The 20,994-nt window shown below is 67.7% G+C and carries 13 protein-coding genes, 1 tRNA gene and 1 CRISPR repeat array; of the genes, 7 read left to right on the top strand and 7 right to left on the bottom strand.

Features of this window, described 5'->3' with window-relative positions; genetic code table 11:
• Positions 1-89: 89 nt before the first annotated feature.
• Positions 90-2,849: a CRISPR-associated helicase/endonuclease Cas3 gene (locus SACGLDRAFT_RS09535; protein ID WP_005464016.1), complete on the bottom strand. Its 2,760-nt coding sequence runs from the start codon at positions 2,847-2,849 to the stop codon at positions 90-92.
• 169 nt (positions 2,850-3,018) lie between these two features.
• A CRISPR array of direct repeats spans positions 3,019-8,486; the repeat unit is 29 nt; unit sequence GTGCTCTCCACGCACGTGGAGGTGGTCCG.
• Between the two features lie 218 nt (positions 8,487-8,704).
• Positions 8,705-8,788, bottom strand: a tRNA-Leu gene (locus SACGLDRAFT_RS09540).
• Between the two features lie 101 nt (positions 8,789-8,889).
• Here SACGLDRAFT_RS09540 and SACGLDRAFT_RS09545 point away from each other — a divergent pair.
• Positions 8,890-10,212 (top strand): M20/M25/M40 family metallo-hydrolase, encoded by a 1,323-nt coding sequence (locus SACGLDRAFT_RS09545; protein WP_005464017.1) that lies wholly within the window; start codon positions 8,890-8,892, stop codon positions 10,210-10,212.
• 93 nt (positions 10,213-10,305) lie between these two features.
• Here SACGLDRAFT_RS09545 and SACGLDRAFT_RS09550 read toward each other — a convergent pair whose 3' ends face one another.
• From SACGLDRAFT_RS09550 to SACGLDRAFT_RS09565, 4 genes are all read right to left on the bottom strand, one after another.
• Positions 10,306-11,106 carry an alpha/beta fold hydrolase gene (locus SACGLDRAFT_RS09550; protein WP_005464018.1) on the bottom strand — a complete coding sequence of 267 codons (801 nt, stop codon included), beginning with the start codon at positions 11,104-11,106 and terminating at the stop codon, positions 10,306-10,308.
• Positions 11,107-11,153: 47 nt separating this feature from the next.
• Positions 11,154-11,891, bottom strand: a complete 738-nt coding sequence (locus tag SACGLDRAFT_RS09555) for an SRPBCC family protein (protein WP_005464019.1) — start codon at positions 11,889-11,891, stop codon at positions 11,154-11,156.
• Between the two features lies 1 nt (position 11,892).
• Positions 11,893-12,501: an ArsR/SmtB family transcription factor gene (locus tag SACGLDRAFT_RS09560; RefSeq protein WP_005464020.1), complete on the bottom strand. Its 609-nt coding sequence runs from the start codon at positions 12,499-12,501 to the stop codon at positions 11,893-11,895.
• Between the two features lie 188 nt (positions 12,502-12,689).
• Positions 12,690-13,463, bottom strand: coding sequence for a hypothetical protein (locus SACGLDRAFT_RS09565; RefSeq protein WP_005464027.1), 774 nt, complete (start codon positions 13,461-13,463; stop codon positions 12,690-12,692).
• 314 nt (positions 13,464-13,777) lie between these two features.
• Here SACGLDRAFT_RS09565 and SACGLDRAFT_RS09570 point away from each other — a divergent pair, with 314 nt between their 5' ends.
• From SACGLDRAFT_RS09570 to SACGLDRAFT_RS09590, 5 genes are all read left to right on the top strand, one after another.
• Positions 13,778-14,614 (top strand): UbiA family prenyltransferase, encoded by an 837-nt coding sequence (locus SACGLDRAFT_RS09570; RefSeq protein ID WP_040918855.1) that lies wholly within the window; start codon positions 13,778-13,780, stop codon positions 14,612-14,614.
• Positions 14,615-14,746: 132 nt separating this feature from the next.
• Positions 14,747-15,937 carry an acyl-CoA dehydrogenase family protein gene (locus SACGLDRAFT_RS09575; RefSeq protein ID WP_005464034.1) on the top strand — a complete coding sequence of 397 codons (1,191 nt, stop codon included), beginning with the start codon at positions 14,747-14,749 and terminating at the stop codon, positions 15,935-15,937.
• Positions 15,931-16,989: a type III polyketide synthase gene (locus SACGLDRAFT_RS09580; RefSeq protein ID WP_005464036.1), complete on the top strand. Its 1,059-nt coding sequence runs from the start codon at positions 15,931-15,933 to the stop codon at positions 16,987-16,989. Before SACGLDRAFT_RS09575 ends, SACGLDRAFT_RS09580 begins: the two co-directional genes overlap by 7 nt.
• 118 nt (positions 16,990-17,107) lie before the next feature.
• Positions 17,108-17,533: a Fur family transcriptional regulator gene (locus SACGLDRAFT_RS09585; RefSeq protein WP_005464039.1), complete on the top strand. Its 426-nt coding sequence runs from the start codon at positions 17,108-17,110 to the stop codon at positions 17,531-17,533.
• Positions 17,534-17,543: 10 nt separating this feature from the next.
• Positions 17,544-19,013 carry a catalase gene (locus tag SACGLDRAFT_RS09590; protein WP_005464041.1) on the top strand — a complete coding sequence of 490 codons (1,470 nt, stop codon included), beginning with the start codon at positions 17,544-17,546 and terminating at the stop codon, positions 19,011-19,013.
• A gap of 122 nt (positions 19,014-19,135) precedes the next feature.
• Here the strand turns inward: SACGLDRAFT_RS09590 and SACGLDRAFT_RS09595 are convergent, their stop codons facing one another.
• Entirely contained in the window at positions 19,136-19,558 is a 423-nt protein-coding gene (locus tag SACGLDRAFT_RS09595) for a GlcG/HbpS family heme-binding protein (protein WP_005464043.1), read from the bottom strand.
• A gap of 181 nt (positions 19,559-19,739) precedes the next feature.
• On the opposite strand from SACGLDRAFT_RS09595, the gene SACGLDRAFT_RS09600 reads away from it, so the two are divergent.
• Positions 19,740-20,945, top strand: a complete 1,206-nt coding sequence (locus tag SACGLDRAFT_RS09600; protein ID WP_005464044.1) for a trans-sulfuration enzyme family protein — start codon at positions 19,740-19,742, stop codon at positions 20,943-20,945.
• Positions 20,946-20,994 lie beyond the last annotated feature (49 nt).

A 20,994-nucleotide genomic window follows, 5' to 3' on the forward strand; every position in this document is an offset into this window, starting at 1 on the left:
GCACTTGGGTTCGCTCATGGGGAATGAGTATAAGTGGCGAGCCCTAAGGGAATTTGACTACCCTCCGTATTCAATTTGAAACGGCCGGTTCATTCCACGGCGAGTAAGCCGAGAACGTCGTCCAGCAGGAGTTTTCGACCCCCTACGGAGGCGGGGTGGACGGTCCCGTCCTCGTCGATGTGGTGTGGCAACACGACGAGATCGCGTAGCACAGTGATCTCCCGCCACGGCTCGGGAAGCTGATGTCGTTCGTCTTTTCCTCGCACCACGGAACCGGGCACCGGGACGGTGTGCTTCATGATGCTCTTGAGTTCGTCCTTGCTCAGCTTGCCCTCCCGCGGGACGGGAAGAGGTTCTCCGTGCGCGCCACCCAGGCGAAGGGCTCCGTCATGGGTCCGGAACACCGGCAGCGCTCGATGCGAGTCGGCGTTGAAGCGCGTGGTGACCTGTTCTTCCTCCAACGGTCCTTTCGACAGGTCGGCGAGGTTCGTCAGCGCTTTCGGAACCGGGATGCTCGCGGAGTCCGCGGTCCCGGTCTCGACCAAGGACTCCGCCGAGCGGCGAATTTCCTCCTCGGTGAACCCACTGACCGAGGGATCATCGAGGTCGGGAAACTGGCCGGGATTGCCTCGATCCACCAGCTCTTGAACATCGTCGGGAATGCGGACTCCCAGCGCGGTACGTTCGGCCAAGAGCCGGTGCGCGCGAATCAAGCTGATCGGTGGGTAGATGAACTTCCACGACCTGGGCAGCCGATGCAGGTCACCGTCAGGTGCCGTCAACACGATGAAACGACGCTGCCCGCCGCGGGACACATCCGCCCACGCCGGACGGTGTGGATCCCAGCCCGAGTGCCGTTGCAGGCGTCCCGCCCGTTGGAGCAACAGTTCAATCGGCGCCAGATCACTGACGACCAGGTCGAAATCCAGATCCAGGCTCTGTTCCACGACCTGGGTCGCGACGACCACCGCCTTCGCGGGACGGTTCCCGGCTTGGGAAGCACCACCGTCTCCGTGTTGCGGTTTACTGAAAGCACGCATCAACTCCGTGGTCAACGTTTCGCGTTGGTGCATCGGATAGCGGGCGTGGAGCAGACGCAGGTCCACGTCCGTCTCGCCCAGCCAGTCACGGAGAGCCCGGTAGGTTTGCTGGGCCTCGGCAACCGTGGTGCACAGCACCAACGCACATCCACCACCTTCGTCCGCGACGATCGGGGCGAGCACTTCACGCAGCACCGGGAGCCGGTTTGGCCCGGATTCTCGTGCCACGGCCACAGGACGAAGCTGAACGGAGAGTGTGCGGCGGTGGGATCGGGGGAAGTCCACCGGTCGGGTCTTGATCTCGCTCTCCCGTTCGATGTAGGTCCAACCCGGGTAAGGAACGGGCACGTCGGACGGGGTACCGGTGTTCTGCCCCCGATACGCCGCCGCGAGCTCCGCGGCGATGTTGCGTGGCAGCGTGGCGGACAACAGCACCACCGGCACGTTCCACTCACCCAACCAGCTCAGCAAGGTGCACAACAACCGACGCATGTAGGGCGAAAAGGCGTGGACTTCGTCGATCACCACGGTTTTGCCGAGCAGCGAGAACAACCGGAGCGCGTTGTGACGAACCGGAAGAACGGCGAGTAAGGCTTGGTCGATCGTGCCCACACCGACAGGTGCCAGCATCGCGCGTTTCAGACCCTGCAACCACTCCAGCCCGTGAACTTGGGTCTCGTCATCACTGCTGAGCTCCTCCTCTGCGTGGATTTGCTCAAGGGTCTCCCGTAGTGGTTTGAGCCACGCCATGCCGTGCAACAGTGACTGCGCGACACCGGTTTCTGCTCGGCGGACCACGTAGCGGGCGATCCGGTCGAACATTTGGTCCGACGTCGCCATGGTGGGCAGTGCGAAGAACATGCCCGAGGTACCGGCGGTGTCGCTCAGCAGACGCGCAGCGTGCAAGGCAGCCTCGGTTTTACCGAACCCCGTGGGGGCCGCGATCATCAACAGGCCCGGGTTCCCCAGTAGCCCGGGAAGCTCCGCGGCGATACTGCTTTGCAGCTCGTTCGGCTCATCGAAGCCGAACTCTTCCTCAAAAGTTCCCCCGCGAAGACGCAGCCGGGACAGCCCTGCCTGCCTGACCACGGACTCCGTTGCTTCCCGTGATTCGTGCAAGAACTTGCTCAACGCGGGGAGATCACCTTGTTCCGGCAGGAAGGGAAGGCGGGAACGCACGTAATCGATCTGGCTCACAAGCCAGTCCGCAAGGATCACAACGCCCGTTGCGACAGCGGCGGCGTGGCGGCTCAACCGCTGTGGCAAGGTGGGCGGTGCCAACAACGCCCGCCACGCTTGTAGATGTGCATGTCGTTGCAGGTTCCACGAGGAGTCACCCAAGCCGAGGTGGACGAACATGTCGGGGCGGAAGTCAGCGGAATCGCGACGACGGAAGACCCCATGATGGCCCCCCAACATTTGCGCGATGAGCCGCGCGTTCCGGCTATTCGTCGTGTGCTCGACGGCCGTCAAAGCACTCGGAAGCCATATGTGAGAAGCCTCCTCATGCCTGCACCGCCGTCCCTCCGAATCCGGCAGATATCCTTCCGGGACACCGACCTGCTCCTGGAATCCCGGGGTCAGTTTGCCGACGTCATGCGCAGCGGCCCAGAACTCCAGAACGCGACACGTCTGCTCCTCGGTCAAGCCCACGGCTTCGGCCAACCCCGCCCGAACACGCGCGGACAGGTATCGCTTCCACAGCCAGCGCACCGCAGCAGCCGCATCGAGGCCATGGCATACCAGCGGGTACCGAGCCCCCTCCAGCCCCCGTTCCTTCCCCCAGAAACGAAGATCGACCAGCAACACATCCCCCAGATCAAGCTCTACACTCAGACCTGCGCGAACACAGTACTGCTGCGTTCGCGTCGACACGGTAGCGATCCACACCGACAAAAATGAGCAGATGCGCCACACCCCTTCGACGACACGCGACCAAAACGTGCAAACGATGAACTAAAGTCGCAGGTCACGAAGGGTGCTCTCCACGCACGTGGAGGTGGTCCGAAGGGCACGGGCCAGGTGGCCCAGTCGTGGTCGTGCTCTCCACGCACGTGGAGGTGGTCCGCGGGTGTTCTTCACCCAGGTCGCGGGGGTGGCGTGCTCTCCACGCACGTGGAGGTGGTCCGCGAGCCTCGAACGACTGGCGGAACTCCTGAGAGTGCTCTCCACGCACGTGGAGGTGGTCCGACGAGTTGGTGATCTCGCAGATACTCGCCATGGTGCTCTCCACGCACGTGGAGGTGGTCCGCGGCACCAGCACCAGCGAACGTGACGTGCACAGTGCTCTCCACGCACGTGGAGGTGGTCCGCGGAACCAGACGCCGGACCAGACCGGACCAGCGTGCTCTCCACGCACGTGGAGGTGGTCCGCGCGGCAACAAGCTCGTGATTACCGCCGGAAGCGTGCTCTCCACGCACGTGGAGGTGGTCCAGAGGGCGCGAGGAATTGTGACCGCAAGAGCTCGGTGCTCTCCACGCACGTGGAGGTGGTCCGGACACGGCGCCTCCGGCGGCCATGCTGGCGTTGTGCTCTCCACGCACGTGGAGGTGGTCCGGCTGCACGGACTGCACAGGGCGCGCGGTTATCGTGCTCTCCACGCACGTGGAGGTGGTCCGCCTCCCGGCTAGGTCGACTTCAGGTAGGGGCAGTGCTCTCCACGCACGTGGAGGTGGTCCGGCGATGCACGCTCTGGGGTGGGTGATCTCGTGGTGCTCTCCACGCACGTGGAGGTGGTCCGACCGACCGGCCTTCGTTCGCGGGTGAGGGCCTGTGCTCTCCACGCACGTGGAGGTGGTCCGCTCGGTGTCACCGGCCCGTTGTCGGCGTACGCGTGCTCTCCACGCACGTGGAGGTGGTCCGGGCCGGCGGTCGGGTCGGCCGTTCGAGCTTGTGTGCTCTCCACGCACGTGGAGGTGGTCCGGGCGGCGGATCAGTCGAGAAGAGGATCGCCAGGTGCTCTCCACGCACGTGGAGGTGGTCCGGTGTCGAGGTAGTGCACCATCGGGTTGACGTCGTGCTCTCCACGCACGTGGAGGTGGTCCGCTGCGTCTTCGCGTCCCGCCACGCTTCCAGGAGGTGCTCTCCACGCACGTGGAGGTGGTCCGGTCAACGTCACGGTGACTGGCTTAGGGATGCCGTGCTCTCCACGCACGTGGAGGTGGTCCAACAGAACACGACCCCGTACAGCGGGGCGGACCGTGCTCTCCACGCACGTGGAGGTGGTCCGAATCCCCCGTAGTGAGGCCCGTGAGTTCAGGTGTGCTCTCCACGCACGTGGAGGTGGTCCGCGACTCTCGATCCCGTTTCCGAGGGCCGAGGGGTGCTCTCCACGCACGTGGAGGTGGTCCGGTCGGCGAGGGTGCGTTTGGGTTCCCGGCGTCGTGCTCTCCACGCACGTGGAGGTGGTCCGGATACCGGGGAGGGGGTCTCAGGCCGTCAGAGGTGCTCTCCACGCACGTGGAGGTGGTCCGCCGGCTTTCGCTCCCTCGGTCAGCAGACGGAAGTGCTCTCCACGCACGTGGAGGTGGTCCGTTGGCCAGCTACGCGCGGTCCGGCGACAGCCTGTGCTCTCCACGCACGTGGAGGTGGTCCGATTCCATCACCGGGGACCAGGTGCACCGCAAGGGTGCTCTCCACGCACGTGGAGGTGGTCCGTCGTGCAGCGAGGTCCCGATCCAGGTGCGCTCGTGCTCTCCACGCACGTGGAGGTGGTCCGACGACCGCCACGGCCGTGCGGACACCCTCGACGTGCTCTCCACGCACGTGGAGGTGGTCCGACCTGGTGCGAGCGAGTCCGGCGCGTCGCTCGGTGCTCTCCACGCACGTGGAGGTGGTCCGACGGGGCCTCCAGAGCGAATCTGGAGGCCCCGGTGCTCTCCACGCACGTGGAGGTGGTCCGGGGGGTGCCCGAAGGCGGCCACTGCCTCGAACGTGCTCTCCACGCACGTGGAGGTGGTCCGCCACGTGTCCGCCGGCACGACCGCCACGTAGGGTGCTCTCCACGCACGTGGAGGTGGTCCAGGCCCCGCGAGTGTTCGCCGCACTCCGGGGCCGGTGCTCTCCACGCACGTGGAGGTGGTCCGCTGCGGAACTGGGGCCATTGCGCGGGCCAGATCGTGCTCTCCACGCACGTGGAGGTGGTCCGAAGAGGGCGGTTAACTAAGTAGACCTGAGTTAGTGCTCTCCACGCACGTGGAGGTGGTCCGACTGGCGCTCGTGGCTGATCCCGTTGTCGGTCGTGCTCTCCACGCACGTGGAGGTGGTCCGTGAGAGGAATCGCGAGACATGAGCAGACTTAGGTGCTCTCCACGCACGTGGAGGTGGTCCGACCTGGTGGGTATGTCACCCGAGGCCATCGTGGGTGCTCTCCACGCACGTGGAGGTGGTCCGCCATCCTCCGCGCGACCGAGGAACACCGGGTCGTGCTCTCCACGCACGTGGAGGTGGTCCGAGAGAGGGGAGTGTCGTGGTGGCCCTTATAGCGTGCTCTCCACGCACGTGGAGGTGGTCCGACATTCTGATCGACCAGGAGAGAGCCTGGGCGGTGCTCTCCACGCACGTGGAGGTGGTCCGATAGGTGCTCTAGTCCATCTGGGTGATATCCCGTGCTCTCCACGCACGTGGAGGTGGTCCGAGTCCCAGGCCTGACCACTAGCAACAACCGAGGTGCTCTCCACGCACGTGGAGGTGGTCCGACGCACCTCCCCGGCGGTCCACTTCAGAGGGCGTGCTCTCCACGCACGTGGAGGTGGTCCGGTGTGTTGCTGTCCCATGTAACACCTCCAGAGGTGCTCTCCACGCACGTGGAGGTGGTCCGAGCATCGATGTCCTCGGCACGGCTCCGGCGGAGTGCTCTCCACGCACGTGGAGGTGGTCCGCCTGGGCGTTCTTCGTGGACGACATCGACCGTGTGCTCTCCACGCACGTGGAGGTGGTCCGCGCGCCGAGGACTCCCCAGTCTCGGTCGACGGGTGCTCTCCACGCACGTGGAGGTGGTCCGGCCGCCGTCGCGGCCGTCGGCACCCTCGCTACGTGCTCTCCACGCACGTGGAGGTGGTCCGCTCCTCAACCTCATTGACCCCGAGGCCATCGAGTGCTCTCCACGCACGTGGAGGTGGTCCGGGGACCAGACGCAGCGGGTTTGGTGACACGGGGTGCTCTCCACGCACGTGGAGGTGGTCCGGTCTACAACGCCGCCGCCCACCTCTCGGCCAGGTGCTCTCCACGCACGTGGAGGTAGTCCGTAGACGCCGTCGGAACCCCACACCCTCGTCGGGTGCTCTCCACGCACGTGGAGGTGGTCCGGGCCATGTCAAGGTCGGACATGATGGGCGTGGGTGCTCTCCACGCACGTGGAGGTGGTCCGGAAGCACTCACCCGAGCCTTGGCGGACGTCGGGTGCTCTCCACGCACGTGGAGGTGGTCCGCACTACCGAAACGACTTGGCCAAGGCCATGAAGTGCTCTCCACGCACGTGGAGGTGGTCCGGCCAGTTATCCCGCTGCGGACTTTGACGATTTGTGCTCTCCACGCACGTGGAGGTGGTCCGGGGGCCTTTTGAACCTGGCTGTGTACAGAGAGGTGCTCTCCACGCACGTGGAGGTGGTCCGTGGCCGGGGAGCATGCGACGGTGCGTCCGGGCGTGCTCTCCACGCACGTGGAGGTGGTCCGGGCGTCGACGTGCGCCTGTCGTCGCCGGTGACGTGCTCTCCACGCACGTGGAGGTGGTCCGGTTGTTCACGCTTGCCACACTCCCTTGTGATCGTGCTCTCCACGCACGTGGAGGTGGTCCGAATCCTTCCATCACTGGCGGTTTCCCCGTAGAGTGCTCTCCACGCACGTGGAGGTGGTCCGCGAACCCGAGCGTCAGCTCGCCGCGCCGGCGCGTGCTCTCCACGCACGTGGAGGTGGTCCGTAGTGGCCGAGCGACATCGTGTCGGTCTGCTCGTGCTCTCCACGCACGTGGAGGTGGTCCGATGCTCGACGATGTCACCGGGCTGCCCTACGTGTGCTCTCCACGCACGTGGAGGTGGTCCGTCGGGCGCGGCGACCTCGGTTACGGGTATCTCGTGCTCTCCACGCACGTGGAGGTGGTCCGCCTTGGCAGCCAGGGCCACCACCGCGAGTACCGTGCTCTCCACGCACGTGGAGGTGGTCCGCACAATGCGTAATCTGCCGATTGATTCGAATCGTGCTCTCCACGCACGTGGAGGTGGTCCGTCGACGCCGTGTGCATGGGGTTCGCTGAGCTCGTGCTCTCCACGCACGTGGAGGTGGTCCGCTGTCGCCCGCGTTGTGAGACGACGCCACCGTGTGCTCTCCACGCACGTGGAGGTGGTCCGCAGCAGCAGGAGGCCGCCGCAGAGCAGGGTGGGTGCTCTCCACGCACGTGGAGGTGGTCCGGCTTTTCGGTTGCTCGTCGCCACTTGGTGTTGGTGCTCTCCACGCACGTGGAGGTGGTCCGATCCTCGACGGTCTGCGCCAGCGTCACGACGTGTGCTCTCCACGCACGTGGAGGTGGTCCGGCATCTCGTCCTGGACTGGACCAGACACGCGGGTGCTCTCCACGCACGTGGAGGTGGTCCGATCGGACGCAGCGGCGTCCGCGTCGACGGCACGTGCTCTCCACGCACGTGGAGGTGGTCCGCGTGGACACCTTCTTCGTTGCCGTTGCCACAGGTGCTCTCCACGCACGTGGAGGTGGTCCGGCGCATTACGGCATCCACGTCGGCAAGGAACAGTGCTCTCCACGCACGTGGAGGTGGTCCGCCCGCCGAGGGCACACTGGACGACTTCTACCGCGTGCTCTCCACGCACGTGGAGGTGGTCCGCGGCCAGAGTGGGGCGTCACGGGCCTACGAGAGTGCTCTCCACGCACGTGGAGGTGGTCCGTCCCTGCGCGAGGACGGGATAGAAGACCTCGACGTGCTCTCCACGCACGTGGAGGTGGTCCGTGGTGCGCCACCGCCTCCACGGCGTCGAGGTCGTGCTCTCCACGCACGTGGAGGTGGTCCGTGAAGGCCGCCGCCAAGGCGAAAGCCGTCGAAGTGCTCTCCACGCACGTGGAGGTGGTCCGAAGACACCACCACGGCGGGTCGGCCGCCCCGCGTGCTCTCCACGCACGTGGAGGTGGTCCGAACAGCTCGCTTTCCCGGCTTGCCTCGATGATGTGCTCTCCACGCACGTGGAGGTGGTCCGGTCGGGTGATCGCGTGAACATCGCGGCCGTGAGTGCTCTCCACGCACGTGGAGGTGGTCCGTATTGTTGGGGTTGTCACGGAGCCCAACACAGGTGCTCTCCACGCACGTGGAGGTGGTCCGGCCCGATATGACCGCGAAGCCCCGCATCACCCGTGCTCTCCACGCACGTGGAGGTGGTCCGGTCAGGACCGCCGCGAACAGCTCCCGTTCAGACGTGCTCTCCACGCACGTGGAGGTGGTCCGTGGCGCGCTTGCGTATCGATATGACCTCCGGCCGGAAACCGGCACGCCGGTGAATCGGTACACCTGGCTATCTTTCTTCCACGGCGCGGGCGGGATGGTCAATCGGCTGTTTCGGTCAGCGACGGAGACTCGAAGGACGATGCCCGAGGCGCCTGAGGTGGTGAGCAACAAAAAAACCGGCCGTCTGCGACGGCCGGTGCATCACCTGACACTCGGAGTGTCCGAGGGGGGACTTGAACCCCCACGCCCTTTACGGGCACTAGCACCTCAAGCTAGCGCGTCTGCCATTCCGCCACTCGGACTTGCTGGGGAATACTTTAGCCCATGCCCGAACAGCTCGTGCACGGGGGGTGCCCTTTCGCGCCCACGGCGAGTTCACCTGCGCGAATGATAGGAAGGTGCGGTGACCGAACCCAATCTGATCGACGAAGCCGCCGACGAGGCGGTGACGCTGACGAGTGAGCTGATCCGCATCGACACCACCAACACGGGTGATCCGGAGACGGTGGTCGGTGAGAGGAAAGCCGCCGAGTACGTGGCCGAGAAGCTCACCGAGGTCGGCTACGAGATCACCTACGTGGAGTCCGGCGGGAAGAACCGGCACAACGTGATCGCTCGCCTGGCGGGCGCCGACCCGAGCCGGGGCGCGCTGCTCGTGCACGGCCACCTGGACGTCGTCCCCGCCGATCCCTCCGAGTGGTCGGTGCACCCGTTCTCCGGGGCTGTCCGGGACGGGTACGTGTGGGGCCGCGGAGCCGTGGACATGAAGGACATGGTCGGCATGTCCCTGGCGTTGGCGCGGCACTACAAGCGTCACAACATCGTGCCCCCGCGCGACATCATCTTCGCGTTCCTCGCCGACGAGGAGGCCGGCGGCCTGTACGGCGCGCAGTGGCTCGTCGAGAACCGGCCGGAGCTGTTCGAGGGCGCCACCGAGGCCATCAGCGAGGTCGGTGGTTTTTCCATCACACTGCGTGACAACGTGCGCGCCTACCTCATTGAGACCGCGGAGAAGGGCATCCGCTGGATGACCCTGCGGGTTCGGGGCACGGCGGGCCACGGCTCGATGCTGCACCACGACAACGCCGTCACGAAGTTGTCGGAGGCCGTGGCGCGGCTCGGCAACCACCGGTTCCCGCTGGTGCTGACCGATTCGGTGCGCGAGTTCCTCGCGGGTGTCACCGAGATCACCGGGTGGGAGTTCCCGGAGGACGACATCGAGGGCGCGGTGGCCAAGCTCGGCAACATCTCCCGCATGATCGGTGCGACGCTGCGGGACACGGCCAACCCCACCATGCTCAAGGCGGGCTACAAGGCCAACGTCATCCCGTCCATGGCCGAGGCGACCGTGGACTGCCGCATCCTGCCCGGCCGCGTCGAGGCGTTCAACCGCGAGCTCGACGAGATCCTCGGCCCGGATATCGAGAAGGAGTGGCTGGAGCTGCCGCCGGTGGAGACGACTTTCGACGGCGCGCTGGTCGACGCGATGAGCGCGGCCGTGGTGGCCGAGGACCCCGGCGCGCGCACCCTGCCGTACATGCTGTCGGGCGGCACCGACGCGAAGGCGTTCCAGAAGCTCGGCATCCGTAACTTCGGATTCGCGCCCCTGAAGCTGCCGGAGGACCTCGACTTCTCGGCGCTGTTCCACGGCGTCGACGAGCGCGTGCCCGTGGAGGCGCTCAAGTTCGGCACGCGTGTGCTGGACCGGTTCTTCCGGAACTCGTGAGCCTTGTGGGGCCCGTCGCTCGCGGGCCCCACAAGCCTCGGTGGGGGAGCGTCGTCGGGACCGGTCCCTCTTTTGAGGACGCTTCCGGCGGCGTCAGGATGCGAAGTGTTCCTTCACCACCGGGGCGAGCATGCTCGCCTCGATCTCGTGGGTCTGGTCCGCCAGCTGTCGCACCTCGGCGTTCGGCAGTACCGTGCCCAGCGCGCGGGCTCCGTTGTGGAGCCACGGCTCGCTGGCGCCGCCGTGGAGTACCAGGGTGGGGGCGGTCACCGAACTCCAGCGATCCTCGGGCAAGGGCTTGCCGGACATGAGTCCTTCCATGATCTCGCCGTCGTAGGCGACGGTGTGGGCGACCGCTTCCATGCCGGCGAAGAACGGCTCGGCGCGCATCCCTTCCACGAACTGTTCGGGGATACCGACCGCCTTGGTCATGGCGTGGGCGACGGCGTCGCCATGGCGTCCCTCCGCGAGCATCGCCTTGACGTCGGCGAGATAGCTGTCCGGGCGCGGCGGGCGGCTGTCGTCGACGACGAACGGCGGTTCGTAGACGGCGAGGCGGGTGATCGGAACACCGTGTGCCGCGGCGTCCAGCGCCAGCACGGCGCCGGAGGACATGCCCAGGACGGCCGCGGACCCACCCGCTTCCTCGATCACCGCCGCGAGATCCTCGATCTCCCGCTCCACGGTGTAGGGGAGGGTGTCGCCGCTGTTGCCGCGACCCCGACGCTCGTAGGTGTAGACGGTGTGGCTGTCCGCGAGTTGGTTCGCGAATTCCGAGGCCCAGGGGTCGATGGCGCGGTGGACGAACGCGCCGTCCACCAGAACCACCGGGGGTCCCTGGCCCACCTTCTCGAAGGCGATCGTGGTGCCGTCGTGGGACGTGACAGTGCTCATCGAGCCTCTTTCGTGATCGGTTGTGTCGGTCGGCGAAGCGCGCGTTGTCAGGCGAAGGTCGTGGTGAGCCAGGACTGCCAGGCGCGTTCGATCGCGGGGCCGTCGACGTCGCCGAATCCGGAGTACTCGATGACCACGCTGTCCTGGGCGTGCATGAACGCGTAGAAGCCGTCGTCGGTGGTCACGCCCACCCAGTGGGGGAGGCGGGCGAAGTCGATCACGCCTTCGGCGGGGGCGAGACCGTCCACCGTGATGCGGGCCTTGTCCCCGACGGACACGGTTTCCCCCAGCCCCGTCACGGTCCGGAGGGCGTTCCACGCCCGTTCCCGCGGGATGTTCTCGCGGGTTTCGAACAGGGTGAACGTCGCGGTCCGGCCCGCGAAGTGTTTGAGGTAGACGCCCAGCTTCTCCAGGTACATGCGGTCGCCTTGGGTCAGGGCGTCGTACTCGTCCTCCCAGTCGTCGCCGAGGAAACCACTGTGGACGAACCGCACCACGGTGCTGCTTCCGTTGCCCTCGACGTGATATTCGAGTGCCATGAAGGTTCCGTCCGGGTTCTCGTCCTCCCGGTAGGCGAAGTGGCGTCCCGGTTTCCACGCGGTCACCGTGGCCTCGCTGGACCAGTCGGGCATCTCGATTCGCACGCGGCCGCCTTCGGCGGGCTCGACCTCGGTGCGGCCCAGGAACCAGGAGCTGATCCCCGGCCCGGTGGCGATGGCTTCCCACACTTGGTCCGGGGTGGCCTCCACCGTGATGTCCTCACGGATTTCGAAGGGGTGCGGCATGTCACTCAGCTCCTCGTCGTCTCGTCTCACGGTTTTCCGCGTACGGGTGGATGGCCACGATCACGCGGTGGTCGCGCCCGTTCTCGGATTCCTTGCTGTGGTACTTGCCGACCAGGTCGGTCACCGCCTTGGACAGTTCGGAGGCGAAGGCGGCACGGTCCGCCGCGGTGGCGAAGCGCACGCGGGCGTCGATGCCGAACGTCGCCACTCGTTTGCGGGCTCGTGCGGCGCCCGTGATCAGGGCGCCCACCTCGCGCACCAGTCGGGTGGCGAGGGCGAGCAGCCAGCGGGCCGACAGCTGGTCGGGGGCTTGCTCGGGGTCGGGCTGCACCGCCGCCAACGCGGTCGGCGAGATCACATAGGACGCCGCGGTGGCTCGGAGGAGTCGCTCGGTGACGTTGCCCTTCCGGCGGTTCTCCACGAGCTCGATCAGGCCGTGCTTTTCCAGGATCCGCAGGTGGTAGTTCACCTTCTGTCTGGCAAGCCCGACCGTGTGCGCGAGCATGGTCGCCGATTTCGGTTCGGCCAGTTCGGCGAGTAGGCGCGAGCGGGTCGCGTCGAGGCACACCTCGGCGGTGGCCGGGTCCTCGATCACCACGACATCCAGCATGGCGCCACTGTTTCACCGACAAATTTTTTTGTCAAGACAACTCAAGCTGTCGGTGGCTGGGCGAGCGGTGGGGAGGTTCTCGGGAGGACGGGGAGGAGGGAGGTGGCGACATGAAACCGACGCCGGGCGAGCGTGGTCCGGCGTCGGGTGGGTGCGAGTCCCGGTCGGGGGCATCGGAACGCGTTGCGTCACGGGGCGTCGCTGATGACGACCGCCGGGCTCTGGGTTCCGGTGAAGCTGGACGACGACCAGCCCGGCGGGTAGTCGTCCGGCTCGGTGCCGGCGCTGGTGGCGGCGGCGTACTTGCCGGGGCCCGTCGAGGGGGTCACGACGAACGGGCCGCACGTGGTGATCTCGTCGTTGGTGAGGTTCAGGCGGCAGTGTCGCAGGGTGGCCACTTCCCTGGTGCGGTCGTACTGCTGCGCCTCCAGCAGCGCCTCGTCGTGGTGCATCGACCACACCCAGACGCTGACCCGGACGGGTTTGTCGGGTGTGCTGCTGCGCACCTGGGTCGATATCGCCAGCCCGTTCGGAAGGGCCGTAACGCAGGGCCGGATGAGGACCGGGGCGTGCTTCGCGTCGATCCACTCGCGACAGAGCGGGGCCGGCAGCGACGGCGCCGGGGCGGGGCGCTCCTCCTCATGATCGACGGGAGTGCCCTCGGGGGTGTCCGCAGGGGCATCCTCGGGAGCGTCTTGAGGGGTGTCTTCAGGGGTGTTCTCGGGGGCAGCCTCGGGGGTCGAGGGAGCCTCGGTGACGACGGACGGAAGGGTCGTGGGGAGCAGAGCGTGGCCGCCCGTCTCACCGATGACGTCGACCATCAACTGAGCCACCGCGACGAGCAGAGCCAGTACCGTGGCGATAGTGCTGATCAGGGTCGCTTTTCCCGCCACGGGGCGGCGTTGGTTGAATTCTCGGTAACGCTCCACGATGAACGCCCCGTAACGTTCCACGAATGTCATGATCGGTGCCTCCCTCCGGTGAACGAACACGCACAATTTTTTGATCATGGAAAATTCGTGACCGGTGTCGATCCGACGTGACCTCGGGCGAAACCGGTTCCCCGGAGGGCGTTCGCACGCGCGAAGAATCCGACAAATCCGGCGCGGGGGCCGGTGTGATTTCGAGGAAATCACGTTGTGGCACAACGGTTTCGTGCGAATGTCACCGGAGTGCCCACACGAACGGGGGAATCTGTGGTGGCGCGGATCTTGGAGTCCGAAAGAGACTGTCATTCCGTTGGGCGGGAAGCGTTCGCCGTGTCAGACTGCGTTTCGTGCGGGATTTCGCAGTGCGCGCCGTGGCGCTGGTGCGTGCCAGCCATCCGGAACCGGCCGTGGTCGTCACGGTCGTCGCCGCGGTGCTCGCGGCGAGCGTCGGGCGCGACGGCGCGGGAGTGCTCGCGGTGGCGGTGGCGGTGCTCGCCGGGCAGCTCTCGGTGGGGTGGCTCAACGATTTTCTCGACGCGGAGCGTGATCGGTTGGCCGGTCGGCGGGACAAGCCCGTGGTCACCCACGCGGTCTCGCGGCGCGCCCTGGCCCCGGCAACGGTCGTCGCCGCCGTCGTGTGCGTGCCCGCGTCGCTCGCCTCGGGTCTCGCGGCGGGGATGGTCCACCTGCTGGCCGTGGCATCGGCCTGGAGCTACAACCTCGGTGTGAAGTCGACGCCGCTGTCGGTGCTGCCCTACGCGCTGTCGTTCGGGCTTCTTCCCACATTCGTGGTGCTCGGACTGCCGGGATCGCCCCCGCCGCCCTGGTGGCTTCCGGCCGTCGGCGCGTTGCTCGGCGCGGGAGCGCATTTCACCAACGTGCTGCCCGATCTCGCCGCCGACGCGGCGACGGGGGTGCGTGGTCTGCCGCACCGGATCGGCGCGGTGGGGAGCCGGATCGCGGCGGCGGCGTTGTTGCTCACCGCGTCGGTCCTCCTCGCGGTGACGACTACGGCGGAGCCGCTCGTGGCGGTCGGCCTCCCGGCGGTGGCGGCGGCGGTGTTGGTGACGGGTTTCCTGCGGGGACGTCGGGACGGGTCGCGGGCGCCGTTTCGCGCGGTGCTGGTGGTGGCGTTGCTCGACCTCGTGCTTCTTCTCGCGGCTGGTCACACGATCGTGGCGTGAGGGTTCACCGTGACGGTTCCCGTGCCCGGCCGATGGGCTCGGGATCGGGGACACTACGAGAGTGCTTGTCTTACCGGACGGACGAGGGCGGCGATCTCCGGCGGTGCGCCTCCGGGGCGGGGAGCGATGGGGATGACGAGCACGACACGCACGGACCCGGTCGCGGCGGCGCGGGAACTGGCTCCGGTGCTGGCGCGTCGTGCCGCGGAGTACGACGAACGGGCCGCGTTTCCCCAGGCCGACTTCGACGATCTGCGTGCCGCCGGATTGCTGGGGTTGATGGTGCCCACCCGGCTCGGTGGGAGCGGGGCACACTTCGTCGACTACACCACCGTCGCGAGCACGCTGGCCAGAGGCTCGGGTGCGACCGCGCTGATCTTCAACATGCATGCGTCGGTGACGGGCGCGTTGGCGCACACCCCGGACGACGTGGTTCGGGCGATGGGCGCGCCCCCGAGCTACTTCGCCGCCCGCGACCGGATTCTCGCCGACGCCGCCGAGGGTGCCTTCTACGCCGTGGCCATGAGCGAACGCGGTGCGGGGTCCCGGCTGTCGCGCGTGACGACCCGGTACGAGCGGACCGCCGAGGGATTCCACATCACCGGCTCCAAGGCGTTCGTCTCCGGAGCCGGACACGCCGACGCCTACCTGGTGGCGGCGCGGGCCGCGGAACCGGACGCGGACGGGCGGCCGGTCGTGTCGTACTTCCTCGTCCCGGCCGGTGCCGGGGTGACCGTCGAGCCGACGTGGAACTCGCTGGGTATGCGGGCCACCGGCAGCCACGACCTTCACCTGGACGTCCACGTCCCCGCCGACGCGCTCCTCGGTGGCGTCGAAGGACTCACCCTGCTGGTGGCGCAGGTCATGCCGCACTGGCTGGTGGCCTCCTACGCGGCGGTCTACGTCGGGGTGGCGCAGTCCGCGATCGATGCCGCCGCGGCGCACCTGACCGACCGGGGCCTGACCGACCTGCCCGCCGCACGGGCCCGGATCGGCCGGGCGGACGCGGAGGTGGCGGCGGCCCGCCTCGCAGTCACCGAGGCCGCACGACGGGTGGACGCCGACCCCGGAGCGGAGGAGACCCGTCGTGCGGCCTGGCGGGCGAAACTGCTGGCCGGGGACACGGCGGCACGGGTCGCCACCGGCATGCTGGAAGCGGCGGGCACGTCGGCCACCCGCCGTGGTCACGCTCTCGAACGCATCTTCCGGGACGCCCGGTGCGGGGCGCTTCAACCGCCGACCTCCGACGTGTGCGCCGATTGGCTCGGAGTCGCCGCACTGGGTGGTGATCCCGAGCGGGATACGGCAATTCCCCGATGGTGACCACGACCGCCCACATCACCGGGTTCGGGATCGCGACGCCCGAGGACGTCGCCCAGGACGCCCTGTGGGAGGGGTTCTTCGCCCGGCACTTCGCCGAGGCCCCGGCGGCGGGCCGGGTGTTCCGGTCCGCTCGGGTCCGCCGACGCCATGCCGTGGTGAATCCCTTGGTGGAGGACGTGTCGTCGTGGTCGACCGGCGCCCGGATGCGACGGTATGCCCGTGAGGCGCCTTCCCTGGGGCGACGTGCGGTCGCCGCCGCCCTCGCCGACGCCGGACTTCGGCCCGAGGAGGTCGGCATGGTGGTGGTCGCCTCCTGCACCGGGTACACCACGCCGGGGCTGGACATCCGGGTCACCGCGGACCTCGGGATGTCACCCGACGTGCAACGGCTGTTGATCGGGCACATGGGCTGTTACGCAGCGATCCCCGGAATCGGTGCGGTCGCGGACTTCGTGGTGGCCCGGCGGAAAGCGGCGGTGCTGCTGTGTCTGGAACTCACGTCGTTGCACCTGCAACCGGCCACCGGGAGCCTGGACCAGGCGGTGGCGCACTCGCTGTTCAGCGACGCGGCGGCCGCGGTGGTCGTGCGTCCCGACCCCGTGGGGGAACGGGGAGGGCTCGCGATCGTGGACCTCGCGGCGTTGACCGACCCGGCGGGCGCCGACCACATGAGCTGGCACGTCACCGACCTCGGGTTCCGCATGGGACTTTCGCCCAGGGTGCCGGACGTGCTGTCCCGCCACGTGGCTCCGATGATCACCGGGTTGCTGGCTCGGCACGGCCTCACCGCGGCGGACGTCGACGCCTGGGCCGTGCATCCGGGAGGACCGCGCATCCTGGAGGTGGTGGGCGAGGGACTGGGGCTTCCCGACGCCGCCCTCGCGGAGTCGCGGCGGGTGCTGGCCGAACACGGCAACTGCTCCTCCGCGACGGTGCTCCTCGTCCTGCGGGCGCTTCGCCGCGGGGGCAGGCCCGGAGCGGGACGTCGCGGAGGCGTGATGGCGTTCGGCCCCGGTCTGACCCTCTACGCCGCGCTCGTGCGCGCCACGTGACCGAGTCGGTGCCGCACCGTGAGCGGTCGCTCACTGTGAGGGCGCGGGTGTCCGAGTTCACCCGTTTGGAGTCGCTCGTTTTCTTGAATGATTCCAGAAAAGGTGCTTACCTGAAGGCATGCGCCGCTCCCACCACGACCTTCTCCGCGAGTCCGGGCTGCGGGTGACCGCTCCCCGGCTGGCGGTGCTGGACGTGGTCGAGGCCACGCCGCATGTGGACGCGGACACCGTCCGGGGCGAGGTGGCCGAACGCCTGGGAGCCGTGTCGACGCAGGCCGTCTACGACATCCTGCGAACCCTCACCGACGCGGGAATCCTCCGGCGCACGGAACCCGCCGGCTCACCGAGCCGGTACGAGATCGCCACGGGCGACAACCACCATCACTTGGTGTGTCGGGGATGCGGGAACGTCGTCGACGTCCCTTGCGCCGTCGGCAAGTCCCCATGCCTGCACGCGAGCGATGACCACGGCTTCCTCATCGACTCGGCCGAGGTCATCTACTGGGGCTACTGCCCGTCTTGTTTGTCAAACTCCGCTTCCTGAAGGAGAAAGCATGGTCGACACCACGAGCACCTCGTACAACGAGACACCGTCGACACGCGAGAACGGTGCGCCCGCCGGCAGCGACCGCAACTCGCTGAGCGTGGGCAGCAACGGCCCGCTGCTGCTGCACGACGTTCGTCTGATCGAGACGCTCGCGCACTTCAACCGGGAGCGCGTGCCGGAGCGCAACCCTCACGCCAAGGGAGCGGGGGCATTCGGCGTCTTCGAGACCACCGAGGACGTCTCCCGGTACACGAAGGCCGCGTTGTTCCAGAAGGGCGCCAAGACCGAGATGCTCGCCCGGTTCTCCACCGTGGCCGGGGAGCAGGGCTCGCCCGACACCTGGCGCGACGTGCGTGGTTTCGCGCTGAAGTTCTACACCAGCGAGGGCAACTACGACCTCGTCGGCAACAACACCCCGGTGTTCTTCGTGCGCGACCCGATGAAGTTCCCGCACTTCATCCGCTCGCAGAAGCGCACGCCCGACACCGGCCTGCGTGACGCCACCATGCAGTGGGACTTCTGGACCCTAAACCCCGAGTCGGCGCACCAGGTCACCTACCTGATGGGTGACCGCGGCCTGCCGCGCACCTGGCGCCACATGAACGGCTACGGCTCCCACACCTACATGTGGATCAACGCCGAGGGCGAGAAGTTCTGGGTGAAGTACCACTTCAAGACCAACCAGGGCATCGAGTGCATGACCAACGAAGAGGCCGAGCGCCTCGCCGGTCAGGACGCCGAGTACCACCGGCGTGACCTCGCCGAGGCCATCGACCGCGGCGAGTACCCGAGCTGGACGCTGTACGTGCAGGTGATGCCGTACGAGGAGGCGAAGACCTACCGGTTCAACCCGTTCGACCTGACCAAGGTGTGGCCGCACGCGGACTACCCGCTCATCAAGGTCGGCACCATGACGTTGAACCGGAACCCCGAGAACTTCTTCGCCGAGATCGAGCAGGCCGCGTTCGCGCCGTCGAACCTGGTGCCCGGCATCGGTGTGTCGCCGGACAAGATGCTGCTCGGCCGGACCTTTGCCTACGCCGACGCCCACCGTGCGCGGATCGGCACCAACTACTTCCAGCTCCCGGTCAACCGGCCGAAGGTGAAGACCAACTCCTACACCTTCGACGGCAACATGACCTTCGAGCATTCCGGCAAGGCCCCGGTCTACGCGCCGAACTCCTTCGACCGGCCGTGGGCTGACGAGACCGGTCCCGTGGAGGACGGCTGGGAGTCCGACGGCGAGATGGTGCGCAGTGCCTACGAGCTGCACGCGGAGGACGACGACTTCTCGCAGGCGGGCACTCTCGTGCGGGAGGTGTTCGACGACGCCCAGCGCGACCGCCTGGTCGACACGGTGTCGAGCGCGCTGGCCGGTGTGAAGGAGCCCGTGCTGTCGCGGGCCTTCCAGTACTGGCGCAACATCGACGCCACCATCGGTGAGCGCATCGAGAAGGCGTACTTCGAGAAGAAGTGAGCCGCTCCCCGTAGCGGGTGAACACGAGGGCCCGGCCGTCCCCACCCCTGGGGCGACCGGGCCCTCGGCGTTACGGACCGAGGCCCCGGGGCAGCGACGTGAGGCCGTGGTTGAGTAGGGCGTCACCCCTCGGGCCGGAAGGCCGCCACCGCGGCTTCGGCGATGGCCTGGTCCTGCTCACCGGTCCCGCCGCTGACCCCCACGGCGCCGACGACCTGACCGTCCCGCTGGAGTGGGATTCCGCCCGCGAAGACCATCACCCGGCCCCTGTTGGAGACGTGGATCCCGAAGAACTGCGATCCGGGTTGTGCGTTGTCGGCGAGGTCGCCGGTCTGGGTGTCGAAGGCGCGGGCGGTGAAGGCCTTGTTGATGGAGATGTCGATGCTGCCGATCCAGGCGCCGTCCATGCGCGCGTGTGCGACCAGGTTGCCGCCCGCGTCGACCACCGCGATGTTGGCCGGTTGCCCGACCTCCCGCGCTTTGTTCTCACCTGCCGCGATGATCTCACGTGCTTCGTCCAGCGATACCGACGGCAGCTGTCGCATGGCTGTCACCTCCGCATGTGTGTGGCCGCCTGTCGGCCACACCGGCCACCTACCACCGAGAGACGGGCCGAAACACCGAGGACTCGGCGACCCCTCAGCGCCGTCCGTGGTCGATCGGGCGCCCCGTTCCAGTGGGTGGTACGCCCCTCCGAGGACGACCTTCCCGACCGAGAATGGGCGCATGACAACCCGACCGGACAAACGTCTGCCCGACTCGCTGTCGTTCCCGACGAACGCCGTTCACGCGGGTAACGAGATCGATGCCGGTTCGGGGGCGATCCGCACCCCGATCGTCATGGCCAACTCCTACGCGCTGCCCGAGGACCCGGCCCAGTTGAGCTGGTCGGGGACCGACGTCCCGCTCTACACCCGTAACTCGGGCGCCAACCAGCTCGCGCTGCAGAACAAGCTGGTGGCCCTGGAAGGCGGCGAGGACGCCGTCGTGCTGGCCTCCGGAGTCGCCGCGCTGCACGCGGTGTTCTTCACCCACCTGCGCACGGGGGACCACGTGGTCGTCGCCGACGTCACCTACGAGGCGACCTGGCGGTTGTTCGCCGAGCTGCTGCCGGCCCGCTACGGTATCGAGGCCACCTTCGTCGACATGACGGATCTCGACGCCGTGCGGGCGGCGATCCGGCCCAACACGCGGATGGTGCACGTCGAGACCATCGCCAACCCCACCACCAAGGTCACCGACATCGCCGCGGTGGCGACGATCGCACATGATGCGGGAGCGATCCTGGTCGTCGACTCCACGTTCACCCCACCGCCGCTGTACCGGCCGCTGTCCGACGGCGCGGACCTGGTCGTGCACTCGCTGACGAAGTACATCAACGGACACGGTGACGCGATGGGCGGCGCGGTGATCGGCTCGGCCGAGCTGATCGCCCCGATCAAGAACGACGCGATGGTGGACGTGGGCGGGGTGATCTCGCCGTTCAACGCATGGCTGATCACCCGTGGTTCCGTGACGCTGCCGCTGCGCCTGCGCCAGCAGAACTCCTCCGCAGCGCGGATCGCGGCCCGGCTGCGGGAGGATCCGCGCATCGCCTACGTGGCGTACCCGGGACTGCCCGACCACGCGCAGCACGACGTCGCGACACGACAGTTCGGCGGTCGTGGCTACGGGGCGATGATGGCGTTCGCCGTCGCGGGCGATCCCGAGACACAGAACCGGTTCGTCGCGAACCTGCGTGTCATCACCTCGGCGGTGTCGCTCGGCCACGACGAGTCCCTCATCGTGCACGTCGGCACCGAAGGGCCACGGGTCGCGCACTACCCGGAGGAGTTCCGCAAGTGGGGCCACCTGCGGTTCTCGGTCGGTATCGAGGACCCGGACGACCTGATCGCCGACCTGACCTGCGCGCTCGACGAGACCTTCGGGTGAGGGGTCCGCAGCCACCCGGCAGAGCGGGAGCCGCCGGAGCACGCCGCCT

Origin of the sequence: Saccharomonospora glauca K62, assembly GCF_000243395.2 — a bacterium.
Classification (GTDB): domain Bacteria; phylum Actinomycetota; class Actinomycetes; order Mycobacteriales; family Pseudonocardiaceae; genus Saccharomonospora; species Saccharomonospora glauca.